This is a genomic window from Chloroflexota bacterium, assembly GCA_014360825.1.
Classification (GTDB): Bacteria; Chloroflexota; Anaerolineae; order UBA2200; family JACIWT01; genus JACIWT01.
On sequence record JACIWT010000001.1, the window covers coordinates 92,169 to 109,114 of the forward strand.

Genomic DNA, 16,946 nt, shown 5'->3' on the forward strand with positions numbered 1-16,946 from the left:
ATGGTATGGGCAATCCAATCGGATTGGTTATGATCGCTGTCGCTCTGGGCGTGACAGGACAATTGCTGATGAAAATGGGCATGAATCAAGTGGGCGCAATCGATGCCCTCAGCCTGGACATAGCCAAAAGCGTGGCAAGTAATCTGTACGTTGTCTTTGGCTTCGCCTGCTATGGGTTGTCATCAGTATTCTACCTCTTAGGGCTATCCAAGTTGGACCTGAGCGTAGCCTATCCCCTGGTGGGTCTGGGTTACGTGTTGGTGGTGTTTTTCTCCTGGGCTCTGCTCAAGGAACCGGTTGATGTCTGGCGTTGGCTCGGAGTATTGTTGATTTTCGGTGGCGTGTGGTTGATCGGGCGCTAGCGTGGTGGTGTGAGTGGGGCGATGGTCCGGACTCTCAAACTGAAGAGCGGTGTGGCGATACCGGCTACAATGTTGGCTTTCTTGTGCGTGGTGATGACCTATCCGCTCATCACGGCGTTGGATTCGGCCATCCCCGACTTGAGCACATTAGACGCTTTCGAATATTGCTACAAGTTGTGGTGGTTTAAGCACGCGATAGTGGACTTGCATATCTCGCCGTTTTTCAACTCGCGAGTCTTTTATCCGTTTGGCTATGATTTCGCCATGTCTGAAACCACATTGCCCAACATGGTGCTGGCGCTGCCTATCACGATGATGGCGGGCCACGTGGTAGGGTACAACATTCTCGTTTTGTTCTCGTTTTTCTTATCGGCGCTGGGAGCCTATCTACTTGTGGTCTATTTAACGGAAAATCGGGCAGCAGGGATGGTAGCCGGCGCGATCTATGCGTTTTCGCCCTACCGCTACCACATGGTTGTAGAGGGTGTGCTGCCGACATTCAGTACCCAGTGGGTGCCGTTCCTGTTCCTTAGTCTGGAGATCTACCTCCGCCGCTGGAGACCCTTTTACGCCGTGCTGGCAGGATTTTTCTTGGCGCTGACAGCGCTCTCATCGTGGTACTACGGTTATATGGTGGGTTTGTTCGTACCGGTCTATGTGGTGGTGCGGATGTGGGGTGCAGGTAGGCAGGTCTGGAGGCGCATTCTGCAGGGAGGCATTCTCTTGGCAGCGGTGACATTCGTGGCGTCTCTGCCGGGGCTGGTGCCGCTTTTGAGTGTGTGGGGTTCCGGGACGAATTGGTCATTGAGCCACGTGGACTGGTGGTCAGCCAGCCTGTCGGATTTCGTGTGGCCCAATATCCGGCACCCGTTGTGGGGGCGGGTGCTTTATCCGGCCTACGAGCAATTGACACGGGAGAATGACCTGTATTTGGGCATTGTGGCACTCACGTTAGCAGTAGTGGCTCTCCGAACACGGCGAGATCGGACCACTTGGGCCTACACCTGGTTGAGTGGGCTGGCTGGAGTGCTGGCATTGGGGCTAACATTGCATGTTCTACGAGATAGGCTCTACATAGGTGTTCCGAGTGAGGTCGAACGGGTTTTCACTGTGGGGATGGGGATGCTTGCCAAGCGCCTGGCGCTTAACCCCGCGCCAACGTACTACGCATTGCGCCAACAGAACGCCATTTATGTTCCAATGCCCACATTTTTTCTATATCTTTTCTTGCCCTTCTTTAACACTATGCGTTTCTTCGCTCGTTTTGGGGTGTTGGTGACACTGGGTATGTCGGTGCTGGCTGGTTTGGGCACGACAGAGGTGCTTCGGCGTGTGAGCCGACCGTTGGCTGTCGCTGGAGTGCTCCTGGCACTGGTCCTTTTCGAGTTCGCCGTCGAACCGACACAGATGGGCCTGGCTAGCGCTGCACCCAGAGCGATTGACAAATGGTTAGCAGCGCAACCGGGGGATTTTGCAGTTATCGAGTTCCCGATAGATTCCGCGCTCACGGGCCGAGGTCTATTTGGCACGATCACTCACGGCAAAGCCATTGCTTATGGTTATGGCACCTTTTATCCCGCTGGCTTCCAAGCAGCGCGAGCGGAGTTGAGCCAGTTCCCAAGTGAGGCCAGCGTAGATATTTTGCGACGCTGGGGTGTGCGTTATGCCCTGGTGGACACAGTTCGGTATGGGGATGAGTGGCCTCGCATATTAGCAGAACTGACGTCCATGACGGGTCTGCGGATGGTGGAGATAGCCGGCCAATTTCACGTATATGAGGTCTTGCCATGAGGGCGCAGGGGCGGATGCTATCAGTCCTGGGTCTTTTCGTGGCGCTCAGTGCCGTGATGACCTATCCAATGGTGCTCCATGCGATGAATGCCATTCCCGGTCCGCCAGCCGATAATTTTGAGGTGCTTTACCGCGTCTGGTGGTTTAAGCACAGCCTGTTTGATTTACATATATCGCCTTTCTTCAACCCAGATGTGTTTTATCCCTTTGGCTACGACCTGAGTCTGGGCGAGTCCACACTCGCAAATATGGCGTTCAGCCTGCCCGTGACGCTGGCTGGTGGGCATATATTTTCCTATAACCTGATCATGTGGGGTACCTTTGTTCTATCGGGTTTCGGCATGTACCTGTGGGCCCATCGGGTCCTTGGCCATCGGGGAGCAGCCATTGTCGCAGGGGTGGTCTATGCTTACTGTCCTTACCGGCTATTGCATTTGACGAGCGGTCAAGTTGCCCAGGTGAGCACGCAATGGCTGCCATTTATGTTGCTTTGTTTAGATCGCGCTCTCGAGCGGCGGGATGTACGCGCTGCAGCGATGGCTGGGTTGTTTTACGCGCTGACGGCGCTCTCGGCGTGGTATTACCTGGCCATTGCAGGGTTGTTCGTGGTGCTGTATGGAATCCTGCGGATGCGTCCGTGGAGAGAATCCTTGCGCGATCGAGCGCTCTGGCATTGTGCGCTGGTGTTTGTGACAGTGGTAGCGGTATGCTTAGGGCCGTTGGTGGTGCGAAACCTCAGCCTTTTGTGGGGCGATGAGATGGGTTATTCGCTGTGGTATGTAGATGCACTCTCGCCCAGTCTCAACGATCTGTTTTTCCCACGGGTGTTACGCCCGCTGTGGGGCGGCGAACCACTCAACCAGGATGAATATGATTTCTCCGTGCACCTGTACTTGGGCGTCCCGGCACTGGCACTGGCAACGGTGGGAGTATGGAAACAGCGGAGGCCGTTCGTCAAAATAATGCTCGTCATTGAGTTGGTGGCGCTGGTCCTGTCATTGGGACCACGGCTGCGCTGGGATGGTGGACCGGTGTTGATACCGGTGCCGCCGACCGTGGAGAGGGCTTTCACGGCGGGAATGGGCATTCTCGCCAAGCGGTTGGCGTTGTACCCAGCACCATCGTATTACATGCTCCGCGAGCCAGGCAGCGTCTACATCCCGCTTCCGGCGCTCCTTTTGCGACTTTTTGTACCCTCTTTCCAGTATGTGCGCCAATGGTCCCGCTTCCTAGTGCTCACACTACTGGCGCTGGCAATGCTGGCGGGGTTTGGTGCGGCGGCGATCTCCCAACAGGTGGGTGGTCGGGCGGCGTGGGTATTGGCTCTATTGGTCGCGTTATCCATGTTTGATAGCGCCATTTTGCCCTACCGTTTCGGCTTGTGCATGGTAGGGCCACAGCCGGTGGATGATTGGCTGGCGGCCCAGCCTGGCCACGACCCGGTAGCGGAGTTCCCCTATTACCGTTTTGGAGGCAATGGGCCGCTGCTCTATCGCGCGGTGTATCACGGTAAGCCCATCGTTTCAGGTGCAAGCACGTTCGTTCCATCCGGCCACCGCGAGGCACGCCCTGTGTTGGTTGCTTTTCCTGACGAAGAGGCGCTCGTGTTGCTGCGCAGTTGGGGTGTGCGTTACATCGTGATGAGTTCGGCAGCCTACGGAGCAGATTGGCCGCAAGTCCAGGGGGTATTGACAGCCCAACCTGATCTACGTTTTGTGGCATCTTTCGATGATGTACCAGTCTATCACGATGGCCGGTTGCTGGATATCGTGCCTGGCTATGAGTTATCTTTGCCTCTTGGTCAGGAATTTGTATACGAGATAATCTACTAACAATGCTGCTTTTCACAGGGGGATAACTTGGAAGAGGTGCGTTGTAATCTTTGCGGTGGAGATAGCACTGTTCCTGTGGCTCAAATCAATGGGTTCAATATCGTTCGGTGCCAGCATTGTGGCCTAACTTATGTGAACCCCCGCCTCAATATTGACGAAGTTCACGCCATCTACGATGAGCGGTATTACCGCAATGAGGGTCTGCAAAATGGCAATGGGTCACAGTTTTTTGGCTACGATGATTATTTGGGTGACGAGGAGAACATCCGGCTGACCTTTGCTAAGCGCCTACGCACCATTGAAGTCTATGTTGAGCGCGGACGGCTATTGGACATCGGGTGTGCAACTGGCTTTTTCCTTAATGTGGCGCGCGACCATGGTTGGGATGTGGTGGGTACAGAAGTCTCGGAATACAGTGTAGACTATGCTCGTTCGCATTTCGGATTAGACGTGCGACTGGGAACTTTGCGGGATATTCGTTTCGAAAGCGACACTTTCGATGTGGTGACGATGTGGGATGTGATTGAGCATCTGACTGACCCGATGGGCGAGTTGCAGGAGATCCGACGGATCCTTCGCCCCGGGGGACTGCTCTCCATCATCACGCCCAATGTAGATAGCCTGGTGGCCCGTGTGTTGGGACCACGCTGGGAGGAATTCCGCCGAGTCCGAGAGCATCTTTACTTCTTCTCGCCCAGGACGCTGGCCGCCATGCTCGATCGCGTTGGTTTCGTGGTGCTCAAGACGGAGAGCGCAGACAAGTTTTTCTATCTGGGTCCTGCCGTCCGACGGATGCGCTACTACCTGTGGGACAGCGTGGCTACGGATATACTTTATCGGATTGTGCATCGCCTGCGGCTGGACAAGGTGCGGCTGAACGTGAATCCATTCACCAAGGTAGCACTTTATGCGCGTAAGGAGTGAGAGGTGCAGGTAGCGGGGAGAGAACGTCAGTGGGTCTTGCCCTGGGCAGTGTTAGGGCTGTTACTGGTCCTGACGCTGGCCATGACCTACCCGTTAATCACATATATGACCGAGGCGGTACCGGGACCACCAGGCGATAACCTGAGTTATCTTTGGAAGTTATGGTGGTTCAAACACGCCTTCTTTGAACGACATTGTAATCCGTTGTTTAATCCCGATGTGTTCTATCCGACTGGCTACGACCTGCAGTCTGATGAGACGTCTCTGGCCAATGTTCTAATTGGCATGCCTTTCATCCTAATTGGCGGGGACATCGTGGGTTTCAATGTGCTGATCCTACTGTCGTATGTCCTCAGTGGATTGGGAATGTACCTTTTGGCTTATTACCTCACTGGCAGCCGACTCGCGGGACTGGTGGGCGGGGTATTCTTTGCTTTTGCACCCTATCGTGCTTATGTGGTAGGCGCGGGATGGATGAATAGTATTGGGACGCAGTGGTTACCACTCATGCTCTTATACACGGAAATGACCATTCGCAAGCGAGCCTGGACTCGGGGAGCAATGACGGGATTTTTCTATGCGCTGGCCGGGTTGTCATCGTGGTATTATGCCTGGCTGGGGGCGATTTTGCTCTTACTCTACGTGCTCTTGCGGGCACGGCCCTGGCCGGAGTATCTGACTGATAGGCAGATTTGGGCTTGTCTGTTAGCATTCGCCTTGGTGACGGCAGTGCTTTTCGGGCCGGTGATCTTCTCTATGGTGTGTTCGCGGGCTGCAATTGGCTCGCCGAGTGTGCCTCTGAGCGATGGGCCGGGGATGAGCCTGGATGATTTCGTGGTGCCCAGCCTGTACCATCCGTTTTGGGGCCCGCGCTTGCTGGAATTGAGGGATCGAGTTGTGCCAGGGTACCCCTTCTGGATTTACGGGCTCGGTTATCTAGGTTGGGTGGTGCTTGGATTGGCTGCACTAGCCCTATGGCGTTGGCGTCGTGGGAACATGCGGAGTGAGGGTCTGGCAGCATTGGTGACCATCAGCGTGGTATGCGCGTTTCTGGCATTGGGGCCACTTCTCCATGTTGCTGGGCAACGGGTATACATCTCTGTTCCGGGAATGGTCGAGAACCTCTTCAACCGTGCGATCAGTTTCGTCTCGCGGCGGCTCGCTCTACACCCGACTGCTGCCTATTACCACTTCCAACAATCAGGAACCATCTGGTTGCCTATGCCGACCTATTTCCTATACCTATGGGTTCCAACGTTTAACGTGATGCGGATTTGGGCACGTTTTGGGCTACTCACTACACTGGCCGTATGCGCGATTGCTGCAATCGGGGTAGCGTGCTTGTTAGAGAATGTGCGAAGGCAGCACGTGCGGTGGGCTATAGTGGTCATCGTGATGGGTTTAGCCTTGGCGGATTTCGCCACCATACCTTTGCCATACGGCCGCTCATTGATCGTGGAACAGCCGTATGACGTATGGCTTCGAGAACATGCCAGTGAGGGGCCTATTATGGCCTTCCCACCTTTAGAAGCAGCCATGAGCACGACACTCCTATACAGTACCAAGTTCCACGGGCGGCCGGTGTGTTATGGTTTCACGTCGTTCTACCCGCCACAATTCCAGGAGGCCGTAGCACAGTTATGGGGATTCCCAGATGAGGCTAGTTTAATGGTTTTAAGGCGTTGGGGTGTGCGTTATGTGATAGTGTTTTCCAGTCGGTACGAGCCAAGTGCGTGGCGAGATATGTTAGTTCGGTTGGAAGCGGAGCCCAGTTTGCGGCTGGTGACCCGCTGCGAGGAAAAGCCCATTTTCGAGGACGACCGTTTAGACTCAAGGAATATCAAGACCGAAACGGTGATCAGTCGGGCCATGTTTTGGGATCCCGGTACCGTCTACATTTATGAGTGTGACTTATGATGAGTTGGCAGACACGAAAAAGAATACAGACCGCCCTCGTCATCATACTCTTTCTTGCACTGACCGTGATTCTCACCTACCCGATGGTTACTTATTTCCGCGAGGCAATACCCGGACCTCCTTGGGATGGCTTTTATTATTTAACTCTGCTGCACTGGTTCAGAGAGGCACTCTTTGAGCGTCATGTTTCACCTTGGTTCCACCCTGACATCTTCTATCCCTTTGGCTACAACCTGGCGCTCTCAGAAACTACGTTGAGCAACGTGGCATTGGGGATGCCTGTGAATTTGCTGTGGGGCGAGGTGGTGGCGTTTAACGCCCTGATGTGGCTGTCTTTCGTACTTTCTGGATTTGGGGCCTATTTGCTGACCTATGACTTGACCGGGCAGAGAATTGCAGGCTTAGTGAGCGGGGTAGCCTTCGCTTTCTGTGCCTACCGGATGCAGGCCATGAGTTCAGGTTGGTTACCTACAGTCAGCACGCAGTGGGTGCCCCTCACCTTTTTGTATGTGGAGCGGACCATTCGTCTCCAGCGGCGTCGCGACGCAGTGCTGGCGGGGTTGTTCTACATCCTGAATTGCCAGGCCACATGGTACTACGCTTACGTATTGGGTCTCGTGTTGATGGTCTATGTGTTCGTCCGCCTGCGGCCCTGGCGTGAAACCATGCGTAACCGACGACTGTGGTACTGTGGGCTGGCTTTCGCGCTCACCTTGCTGCTCATGGTTCCGGCTGCAATGCCGTTGATACGGCTCTGGGGGCAACGGCAGATGCAGTATAGCCTGCCCGAGGTGGATTGGCTATCCACATCGCTGGATGACTTTTTCTTGCCGTGTGCTTATCATCCCCTTTGGGGTAGCCTATCGTTAAAGTGGTACAACGATTGGGTGCCTTACTATCCCTGGATTGTGCCTGGCATGGCATATCCAGGCCTGAGCGTCGTTGTTTTGGCCGTCTTGGCAAGGCGTTCTCGAAAAGACCGTCTGCTGTGGAGAGCGTTGCTTATGATTGCAGCGGTGGCCTTCGTGCTGGCGTTGGGTATGACGCTGCATTTACGTGGCGAACGGGTGTACATTCCAGTTCCAGCGGTGGTGGAGCGCGCTTTTACCAAGGTTATGATTGCGCTCTCCAAGCGAGTAGCACTGAACCCGGTGGCAGCCTATGCTATGCCCGAAGGCCAGGGCATCTATATTCCGTTGCCGACCTTTTTCCTTTATTTGTTTCTGCCATTTTTCAATGCCATGCGTGATTGGACGCGTTTCGCGCTGGTGCCAGCCTTCGCGCTCTCCATTTTGGCGGGGATAGGAGCAGGACGTCTGTTGGCTACGAGGTATGGGGTCGCGCGGTCTGTTTTGACGGCAGGGCTGATAGGAGTCGTAGTCGTGGACCTGGCGGCAGTCCCGCTGCCCTTCGGAATGTCGTTAGTACAGCCAAGACCATCGGATACCTGGCTGGCGCAACAGCCGGGCGACTTCGCGATCATGCAGTTTCCATTCCGAGCGCGCGCGTATGCGGGGCCATCGCTCTATGGCATGGTGACGCACCAAAAGAAAGTGACCTACGGCTCTGGTCTTACATTTTTCCCGCTGGCTTATGCGGCGTATCTAGAGACCTTGCAGAGTTTTCCCAGTGCAGAGAGTGTGAGTTTACTGCGGGGTTGGGGTGTGAGGTTCATTTTGGTGGGCTCCACGCGTTATGCGCACGAGTGGCCGGCCGTGGAAGCCGGTATCCGAGCGCGCGCTGACCTGAAATTGGTGGCCGTGTTGGACGAACCGTCCGTGTACGTAGCGTATCGGCCAGGCCCTATGACAGGACGCACGAATGACCTGCGTTGGACAGCAGATCGGGTTTACCTTTATGAGGTGTTGCCTTGAATGAGGGAAGGAGGCACTTAGTTGCCCTCACAATATTCATCGCATTGACGCTGGTGATGACTTACCCTCTTGGCCTGCGAATTGGGAATGCCATCTTAGGGGTCCCAGTGCCCGGAGATGGCTACGAATATATGTACAAGTGTTGGTGGCTGAAACACGCGTTGCTAGATGAGCACATATCACCATTGTATAACCCTGACGTGTTCTATCCATTTGGCTATGGTTTTGAGATGTCGGAGGGCACGTTAGCCAATACTCTCTGGGCGTTGCCATTCACATTGATGTTCGGTGAAGTCGCCGCTTATAACCTAGTCATGTTGTGGTCATTTGTGCTATCGGGTTTCACAGCCTATTTGCTTGTCTTTCAGATGACCCGCTCGGGGATGGCAGGATTGTTGGCGGGCGTCGTTTTCGCTTTTTTGCCCTACCGTATGGTGCACCTTGGGTTAGGCCAGGTGCCTATGATGAGCACAGGCTGGATGCCTTTGTGCTTCTTGTATCTGCGATGGGGTATAAGGGAGGACAAAACACGCTGGGGGATAATGGCAGGCCTAATGTACGCGCTGACCGCTCTGTCCTCGTGGTACTACGCCTATATCCTGGGGCTTTTCGCTGGGCTGTATGTGTTGTGGCGGGGAAGGCTGCGGCAACGGGAGTGTTGGCAGTGGGTCGCCTCTTTTGTGGTGGTGGCCATACTTATGGTGGGTCCATTTGCGTGGCGGCTGGCAGGATTGTCAGAACAACTGGGGGGTAGGCGATACTCGCTCTCGTACGTAGATCAATGGTCTGCGGGCCTTCTGGAGTTCGTCTTGCCAGCCAATGCCTATCATCCCATTTGGGGAAGTGCGTTTCGACCTTTTTTCCGCTATGAGACCCAGAGCATCGTCTATTTAGGGCTGGTGTCTCTGGCGCTGGCAGGGGTGGCTCTGCGAGCACGATGGAGAGACAGAGGTGTGCGTGATTTCGCCGTGCTGGGCGCTGTGGCAGTAGTGCTGGCTTTAGGGACAACGTTGCACATATTGCGTGAACGGTTGTATGTATCCGTTCCGGCGGGAGTCGAGCGGTTGTTCACTGCAGGCATGAGTGTGCTGACGAAGCAACTGGCTTTAAATCCGATTTCCTCTTACGTCCTGCGTGTACCAGGGGCGCTGTACATTCCGCTGCCAACGTTACTGCTATATTTATTTATGCCCTCGTTCAATCTCATGAGGGTGTGGGCACGATTCGGCGTCATAGCGGGGCTGTCGGTGGCCGTATTGGCGGGTGTGGGGTTGGCATCACTGCTGGAACGGGTAACTCGTGGGAGGTGGTTGGTAGCCGTCGTGGCAATTGGGATGGTGTTAATCGATTTCGCTGTGTTGCCCTACCCGTTGGGTTGGTGCGAGGTGCGTGCGCAGACCACTGCCCAATGGCTGGCTGCACAGGATGGAGATTTTGTAGTAATGCGGTTGCCGACCCATTATGCCTTGCGCGGCTCATCGCTTTACGATACCATCACTCACGGTAAGCGTATCGCGTACGGCTATGGGACCTTTTTCCCCCAAGGCTTTGAGGAAGAACGGGAGACACTGGACAGTTTTCCGTCGCCGGAAAGCCTAGAGGTGATGCGCGGATGGGATGTGCGTTACGTGCTTGTGGGCTCCCAAGCGTTTGGGAAGCGCTGGCCGGAGATAGAGCACGCTTTGGATGTTGCGGATTTGCGTTTGGCAGCGATCGTGGATGAGCAGCCCGTTTATCACGATGACCGCTTGCTAAAGACGCGCCCTGGTTATGAGGAGGCCTTTCTGGTGGATCGAGTTTATATCTACGAGTTGTTGCCGCAATGAACGCAAAACGCATGTCGCGTCAAAAGTGGATATTGGGCATGCTTGTCGGCCTGCTGGTTTTCGCTATCTTGGCGACGACGCTGGACGATTTCGGCATTAACTGGGATGAGCCCTTATACATGAAAGCAGCCACGCGCTATCTGGCTTGGTTAGGTATTCTGCGCCAAGATTTGCTGCGCGGAAATCTGGGCCATGCGTTGAGCGACTCGGTAATAACCGAGTGGTGGGTGCAGCCGTTTGAGTTACACCCACCGGTGGGCAAATTGGTAGCAGGCATAAGTTGGGCATTGACCCGCCGCTTCGCTCACCCGATAGCAATGTTCCGATTGGGTTATGCAGCCATTTTCGCCCTGATGACAATGGTCCTTTTCTGGATGGTTGCTGAAATAAGAGATACCAGGAGCGCAACGTTCAGTGTCTCGGCGCTATTGCTCATGCCCCACGTGTTTGCTTACGCTAACATGGTTGCGCTTGACTCCCTGCTTACTTCCCTCTGGGTTATGGCAGTCTATGTTTTCTGGAAAGTGCGCGATAAAGCACACTGGGGTTGGACGTTCGTGCTCGGCCTGCTATTCGGTCTTGCGTTTGGCACCAAATTCACTGCTATATTGATGCCTGCGACCTTGTTCCTGTGGGTTCTTCTCTACCGACGATCGCGGGGGCTTTTCTTCCGCCTGGTCGCCATGGGTCTGATCGGTTTTGCGACGTTCTTCCTGATATGGCCTTGGCTCTACGCTGCACCGCTTGAACGCTTAGCGATGTATTTGGGCGCGGTTTTCGGCATTGGACAGCAGATGGGAGTTGAATTCAGCCATGCTACCAAGACGCAGTACTATCTGGGACAGGTGTATCATGGCTCTCCATGGCATTACCCTTTCGTGCTAACCTTCGCCACTGTCCCTGCGACCTTAATGCTGACTTGTCTGGTCGGTGGAATTGTGTTCGTTCGGGCAGCACGGCGAGACGAGGCAGCGGGGCTTGTACTGCTCAACATCGCTGTGCCGATCGCGGTGACGGCTACCGGTTTATCGGCGGCTTACAATGGTGTGCGCCAGTTCCTGCCGGTGTTCCCCTATCTGGCGGCGCTGGCGGGGACTGGGTTTGGTGTGCTGGCGGATTGGGTAGAGGCTCGGCTGAGTGGTCGCGGGTTCTGGCTTGTGGTGTTGGTCACGGTTGTGGTGGCTCTGGCTTTGCTTATTCCACCAGCGCGCTCGTTGGTTAACATTCATCCATACGAACTGGCGTACTACAGTGAGTGGGTGGGTGGGGTGCCGGGTGCGTATCGTCTCGGTTTAGAGACAACCTTTTGGTGTGACACGTATATAGATGCACTGCCTTATCTCAACGCCCACGCAGCGCCGGGTGAATTGATCTGGGCTGAGAGTCCGGCCCCTTTGCGGATGTACCAACAGTTGGGTATGTTGCGATGCGATGTGACCATCCGAGGTGGCGATCTCGTGGATCCGTATACATGCGATTTTGCGGTGATCCAGGCACGACAGAGTGGATACACTACTCGCATCCGTGAGATATTAGCCACTCGCCAAGCGGTTCATAGCCTGTGGTATAATGGGGTATTACTGATGGCGATCTACCATTGGGAGAAAGCGCTGTGAGAGTCGTGGAGCGTTTGCGTGCCGTGTGGAATGGCAGTCTCCGACTGGATATAAGCGTTCGTGATGTATTTAGCCTGACTCTATTGCTTGGGTTGGCTACGGTGCTTTTGTTCTTCAGGCTAGGGGAGGGGAGCCTGGCCGACTACGATGAGGCAACGTATGCCCAGATCGCCAAAGAAGCCCTGAGGACAAACGATTGGCTGACGCCGCATTGGAACGGCGTGCCCATTTTCGACAAACCGCCACTCTCGATGTGGCTGACAGCGCTGGCATACAAGGTCTTCGGCATCAACGAATTCGCCGCGCGGTTCTGGTCGGCGGCTTTCGGCTTGGGTGTTGTGGTGATAACCTATGCCATTGGGAGGATGCTATTTGGCTGGGTCGCGGGATTGGGCGGGGCACTACTCTTGCTGACGGTGCAGAATACACCTCACAGTTATGGCTACAATTTCGTGGCCCTTTCGCGACAAGGGATGCTGGATAGTACGCTTATCTTTTGGCTATGTCTGGCTGCACTCTTGGCTTGGAAGGGCCGTGAAAGGCCTCGGTGCTGGGTGTGGATGGGCGTGCCGCTAGGACTGGCGTTGATGACTAAGAGCGCTGCGGCACTGGTGCACTATGGGATCATCACGCTATATCTGTTTCTGAGCCAAGGGCCCAGGCTGTTTCGCCGCGCCGAATTCTGGGCGGGCCTCGGCGTCAGCGCCCTCATTGGGCTACCCTGGTATCTCTATCAATTGGTGATTCATGGTTACGAGTTCTTCTTTCGCTTTGTAATACTACACATCTTTGGCTACGCTAGTGGTTGGCAAGGTCATACTGAAACGACACCATGGTTCTACCTGGGGGTTATCCGCAACGGGTTCCCGGTTTCCTGGCTGGCCATGATTCCGGCAGCAGGATACGGACTCTGGCAGGTCATTTACAAGCGAGGGTACCAGTGGCTTCTTTTGCTCTGCTGGGTGGTGGTACCGCTGATATTGTTCAGCGCGGCCAACACCCGCATCGCCTGGTATATCCAGCCGACATACCCAGCCCTAGCACTCCTAATCGCCGGGCTGATCACCAGGCTCTTTAGAGGCGGATGGGGGATACTGGTCATTGGGATTTTGGTGGCCTTTGGGTTGCGCCTGCCGATGGTAGGCGATCTCAGCGCTGACGTAAAGCGGGTGGCCCAAGAAGCACGCTGTCTGGCGGGGCCCGACGGCGAATATCTCATTTTCTGGCGTGATGCGCCTATCCCAAGGCCATCCGCCCTCTATTATCTGGATGCAGCTCGCTTTGCGGCGACCGAGGAGGATTTGGTGATGCAATTACCGGAGACAGCGTATATCGTGACCGATGTGGTGTCTTGGGATGGTATGGAGCGTTGGGGCAACATCGTATATCGTGCTGGCAACGAATTGCTGGTTGTGCCACGGCGTAACGGGAGGTAAGAACATTGGCGGATAAGTGGATACCATTGACCAAACCATATTACGGACCTGAGGAGGAAGCAGCCGTCCTGGCGGTGCTTCGCACAGGCAACGTGGGCGGTGACGGCGAGCAATGTAAGGCCGCCGAAGCCTATATGCGGGAGCGATTCGGTGTCAAACACGCCTTGCTGACCACCTCGTGCACCCATGCGATGGAACTAGCGCTGATGGCCTGTGGCATCGGACCAGGAGATGAGGTTATCCTGCCCAGTTTTACTTTCACCTCCACTGCCAACGTGATCTTGCGTCAGGGGGCGAGGCCAGTTTTCGCTGAGATTGAGGAGGCAACCTTTAATCTGGACCCGGAGGATATCAAGCACCGCATCAGCCCCCGCACTCGTGCTATTATGCCTGTGCACTACGCTGGGATCGGTTGCCGGATGGATGAAATCATGGAGATCGCCCAGCGATACGGCCTCTTGGTCATTGAGGATGCAGCCCAGGGGGTTGGAGCCAAGTACAATGGCCGATGGCTGGGTGCGATTGGAACGGCTGGTTGCTATAGTTTTCATGTTACTAAAAATGTCACCTGTGGCGAGGGCGGAGCCCTGTTGACCGATGACGATCAGTTGGCCGAACGGGCAGAGATAATCCGCGAAAAGGGGACCAACCGTTCCCAATTTCTACGGGGCCAGGTAGACAAGTACACCTGGGTGGATTGGGGTAGCAGTTTCGTTCTCTCCGACCTCTTGGCAGCGGTGCTGGTACAGCAACTGCGGAAGATGGACGAGATCAATGCCAAACGCCGAGTGATCTGGGAATACTACTATCACCGCCTGGAGGAACTGGCACTTGAAGGGCAAATCATCCTGCCGGCTCTTGATCCGCTGGCCGAAAGCAACTGGCACATCTTTGCCATCCGCACGGACCTCGCTCGACGTGACAAAGTGTTGGCCGCTCTGCGAGCCCGGGGTATTGGGGCCACATTCCACTACATCCCCTTGCACTCTTCGCCGTATGGGCGGAAGATGTGGGGTTACACGGCTGAAGATTTGCCAATTACGGAGAAGGTGAGCGCTTCACTCATCCGCTTGCCCATTTATCCTGACCTGACACCACAAGAGCAGGAATACATCATTGATTCGCTCTACGAGATCTACGCAGAAATCTGAAGACAAATGACTGAACCTGTTGATCTGACTCTGGTACTTGCCTGTTACAATGAAGAACCTATTATCGAGAGAAGCGTCCGCGAGATCGTAGATATCTTGGACATGGCGCGTTTCCGTTATGAGATCATCTTCGTGGATGATTGTAGCCGTGACCGCACGCGAGAGTTGATTGATCACATCATCGCTGCGTATCCAGATCACCGGATGAGTCGTATCTTCCATGAGCACAATGTCGGGCGTGGTGGGACGGTTGCTGATGGCATTCGTGCCAGCCAGGCGGAATTCGCAGGGTTCATTGACATTGATCTGGAGGTGCATGCTCGCTACATTCCTTCATGCGTGCTGGCCTTGCAGCAAGGTGCGGACGTAGTGACGGGCTTGCGCAATTACAAATTCAGTCTGCGGCGCATGGATCGTTATTTCATGAGCCGGGGGTACGCCTGGCTGATGCGGACTCTTTTAGAAGTACCTATTCAAGACTCAGAGACGGGCTACAAATTCTTCCGCCGGGAGAAGATATTGCCGGTCTTGAACGAGATCGAAGACACCCGTTGGTTTTGGGACACGGAAGTCATGGTGCGCTCTTACTTACGGGGGTACAAAATCGCCGAAATTCCTTGCCTATTTCAACGCCGTCCCGACAAGGTTTCCACGGTGAACAGCCTCAGGGACACGTGGGACTATTTCATCAAATTGTGGCGTTTCCGCCGGGTGGTGCGTGCTCTTCGAGCACACGGAGGCGTGCCTGCGCCAGCGAAGGGGGTAGCAAGTGAGTGAAACCAAACACGTACAGGAGGACATACAGGCTTATTGGCTGAAGCAGCCGGAATTGTTTGCGGGAGCCTATGAGGAGCGAGGGCGTGGGTTTCTCAGCGGGTTCTTGGCTCGCTTCTTGCGTGACAGGTTGGGCCAAATCATCCCTCTTCTGCAAGTCAGGCCGGGTGAGCGAGTGATTGATGTGGGTTGTGGGTCCGGGCCATATTTGGAAGCGCTGGTGAAGATGGGGGCGCAGGTTACCGGAGTGGACTATTCGGCGGAGATGCTACGCCTGGCCAAAGAGCGCTTGGCTCGGGCGGGCATCCATGATGTACCATTGATTCAAGCCGATGCACGAGATCTATCGGCTATTGCCGGCCCGTTCGATTGGGTACTGGCCGTGGGGCTATTGGACTATGTGCCCGATACGTTACAAGTACTGCGCGAATTCAACCGGCTGCTACGAGCCGGCGGCCGGTTGTTAGCGACAATTCCCAAAAATCCCAGTCCATTCTTTTTCATCCGCAGTGGCCCGGGTAACTGGCTACGGCGGATGGCATTGGATCTGCCACCCATCCTAGTGGCGGTTAATCGCGCCGAGTTGGAGGCGCTATGGACCAGGGCAGGCTTTGCACTGCAACAGGTAGCCGTGACCCAGGCGACTATGTGGATCACATTAAGCCAAAAGACAACTGCGCAGGAGTGAATCTGGTGCCAAGGGACACTATCTTGATCATTCCGGCCCATAACGAGGAAGCCAATTTGGGCTCTGTGCTGGATGAGGTACGTGCAGTTGGCTACAAAGGGGATGTAGTGGTCATTAACGATTTCTCTACCGACCGCACGGCTTTGGTGGCCAGACGCAAAGGAGCGGAGGTCGTCAACTTGCCCTGTAACTTGGGATACGGCGGCGCGGTGCAGGCTGGCTTCAAGTACGCCGTAGAACGCGGGTACCGCTTCGCAGCGGTCATGGATGCCGATGGTCAGCATGCGCCAGAGAGTTTGGCAGCCCTGTTGCAGCCTGTGGTCGAAGGTCGCGCCGATATCGCAGTGGGGTCGCGCTACCTGGGACGTGCGGAATACCGAGTTGGACTGGCGCGCACTATGGGTATGAGATTTTTCAGCAATCTTGTCTCTTGGATCACTGGCCAACGCATCACGGACCCCACGTCGGGCTACCAGGCTATGAACGCGGAGGTCATGCGCTTTTTCTCGCAGGACAACTATCCGGCCGATTACCCAGATGCAGACACGATCATACTGGTGAAACTGGCAGGCTTCCGCCTCATTGAGGTGCCAGTCGTGATGCGTGGCCGGCTGAGCGGCGTCTCCATGCACTCCGGTCTGAAGCCACTTTACTATGTGGTCAAGATGATGTTGTCTATCATGATAGTGCTTTTGCGCCAGAGGTCACGCATGCGCGCGGTGCGACCAGGCCCCGATATAGAGGGTGGCTTTTAA

At 55.2% G+C, this 16,946-nt stretch carries 13 protein-coding genes; all 13 read left to right on the forward strand.

Translation table 11 applies throughout. The features are described from left to right. Window positions 1-5 precede the first annotated feature (5 nt). Genes H5T64_00425 through H5T64_00485 form a run of 13 tightly spaced genes read left to right on the forward strand, consistent with a single transcriptional unit; the run spans window position 6 to window position 16,946 of the window. Window positions 6-362 carry an EamA family transporter gene (locus tag H5T64_00425; GenBank protein MBC7262804.1) on the forward strand — a complete coding sequence of 119 codons (357 nt, stop codon included), beginning with the start codon at window positions 6-8 and terminating at the stop codon, window positions 360-362. Between the two features lie 21 nt (window positions 363-383). After that, a complete protein-coding gene (locus tag H5T64_00430) occupies window positions 384-2,153 on the forward strand; it encodes a hypothetical protein (protein ID MBC7262805.1) in 1,770 nt (589 codons plus the stop codon). Further along, window positions 2,150-3,985 carry a hypothetical protein gene (locus H5T64_00435; GenBank protein MBC7262806.1) on the forward strand — a complete coding sequence of 612 codons (1,836 nt, stop codon included), beginning with the start codon at window positions 2,150-2,152 and terminating at the stop codon, window positions 3,983-3,985. Before H5T64_00430 ends, H5T64_00435 begins: the two co-directional genes overlap by 4 nt. Window positions 3,986-4,012: 27 nt before the next feature. Continuing rightward, window positions 4,013-4,909: a class I SAM-dependent methyltransferase gene (locus H5T64_00440; protein ID MBC7262807.1), complete on the forward strand. Its 897-nt coding sequence runs from the start codon at window positions 4,013-4,015 to the stop codon at window positions 4,907-4,909. Window positions 4,910-4,912: 3 nt separating this feature from the next. Continuing rightward, a complete protein-coding gene (locus tag H5T64_00445) occupies window positions 4,913-6,826 on the forward strand; it encodes a hypothetical protein (protein MBC7262808.1) in 1,914 nt (637 codons plus the stop codon). Then, complete coding sequence (locus H5T64_00450; protein MBC7262809.1) at window positions 6,823-8,700, forward strand: hypothetical protein; 1,878 nt, start codon at window positions 6,823-6,825, stop codon at window positions 8,698-8,700. Before H5T64_00445 ends, H5T64_00450 begins: the two co-directional genes overlap by 4 nt. Next, window positions 8,697-10,526 carry a hypothetical protein gene (locus H5T64_00455; protein ID MBC7262810.1) on the forward strand — a complete coding sequence of 610 codons (1,830 nt, stop codon included), beginning with the start codon at window positions 8,697-8,699 and terminating at the stop codon, window positions 10,524-10,526. The genes H5T64_00450 and H5T64_00455 overlap by 4 nt, the downstream gene beginning before the upstream one ends. Continuing rightward, window positions 10,523-12,142, forward strand: a complete 1,620-nt coding sequence (locus tag H5T64_00460) for a glycosyltransferase family 39 protein (GenBank protein MBC7262811.1) — start codon at window positions 10,523-10,525, stop codon at window positions 12,140-12,142. The genes H5T64_00455 and H5T64_00460 overlap by 4 nt, the downstream gene beginning before the upstream one ends. After that, a complete protein-coding gene (locus H5T64_00465) occupies window positions 12,139-13,578 on the forward strand; it encodes a glycosyltransferase family 39 protein (protein MBC7262812.1) in 1,440 nt (479 codons plus the stop codon). Before H5T64_00460 ends, H5T64_00465 begins: the two co-directional genes overlap by 4 nt. Window positions 13,579-13,598: 20 nt before the next feature. After that, on the forward strand, window positions 13,599-14,729 hold the full coding sequence (rffA, locus tag H5T64_00470; protein ID MBC7262813.1) for a dTDP-4-amino-4,6-dideoxygalactose transaminase: 1,131 nt from the start codon (window positions 13,599-13,601) through the stop codon (window positions 14,727-14,729). Between the two features lie 6 nt (window positions 14,730-14,735). Beyond that, on the forward strand, window positions 14,736-15,506 hold the full coding sequence (locus H5T64_00475; GenBank protein MBC7262814.1) for a glycosyltransferase family 2 protein: 771 nt from the start codon (window positions 14,736-14,738) through the stop codon (window positions 15,504-15,506). Next, window positions 15,499-16,191 carry a class I SAM-dependent methyltransferase gene (locus tag H5T64_00480; protein MBC7262815.1) on the forward strand — a complete coding sequence of 231 codons (693 nt, stop codon included), beginning with the start codon at window positions 15,499-15,501 and terminating at the stop codon, window positions 16,189-16,191. Before H5T64_00475 ends, H5T64_00480 begins: the two co-directional genes overlap by 8 nt. After that, entirely contained in the window at window positions 16,098-16,946 is an 849-nt protein-coding gene (locus H5T64_00485; GenBank protein MBC7262816.1) for a glycosyltransferase family 2 protein, read from the forward strand. Before H5T64_00480 ends, H5T64_00485 begins: the two co-directional genes overlap by 94 nt.

Excerpts from the sequence above, each read along its gene's own strand:
- H5T64_00425 (MBC7262804.1), top strand. The coding sequence starts at position 6 with ATGGGCAATCCAATCGGATTGGTTATGATCGCTGTCGCTCTGGGCGTG.
- H5T64_00430 (MBC7262805.1), top strand. The coding sequence starts at position 384 with ATGGTCCGGACTCTCAAACTGAAGAGCGGTGTGGCGATACCGGCTACA.
- H5T64_00435 (MBC7262806.1), top strand. The coding sequence starts at position 2,150 with ATGAGGGCGCAGGGGCGGATGCTATCAGTCCTGGGTCTTTTCGTGGCG.
- H5T64_00450 (MBC7262809.1), top strand. The coding sequence starts at position 6,823 with ATGATGAGTTGGCAGACACGAAAAAGAATACAGACCGCCCTCGTCATC.
- H5T64_00460 (MBC7262811.1), top strand. The coding sequence starts at position 10,523 with ATGAACGCAAAACGCATGTCGCGTCAAAAGTGGATATTGGGCATGCTT.
- H5T64_00475 (MBC7262814.1), top strand. The coding sequence starts at position 14,736 with ATGACTGAACCTGTTGATCTGACTCTGGTACTTGCCTGTTACAATGAA.
- H5T64_00485 (MBC7262816.1), top strand. The coding sequence starts at position 16,098 with ATGGACCAGGGCAGGCTTTGCACTGCAACAGGTAGCCGTGACCCAGGC.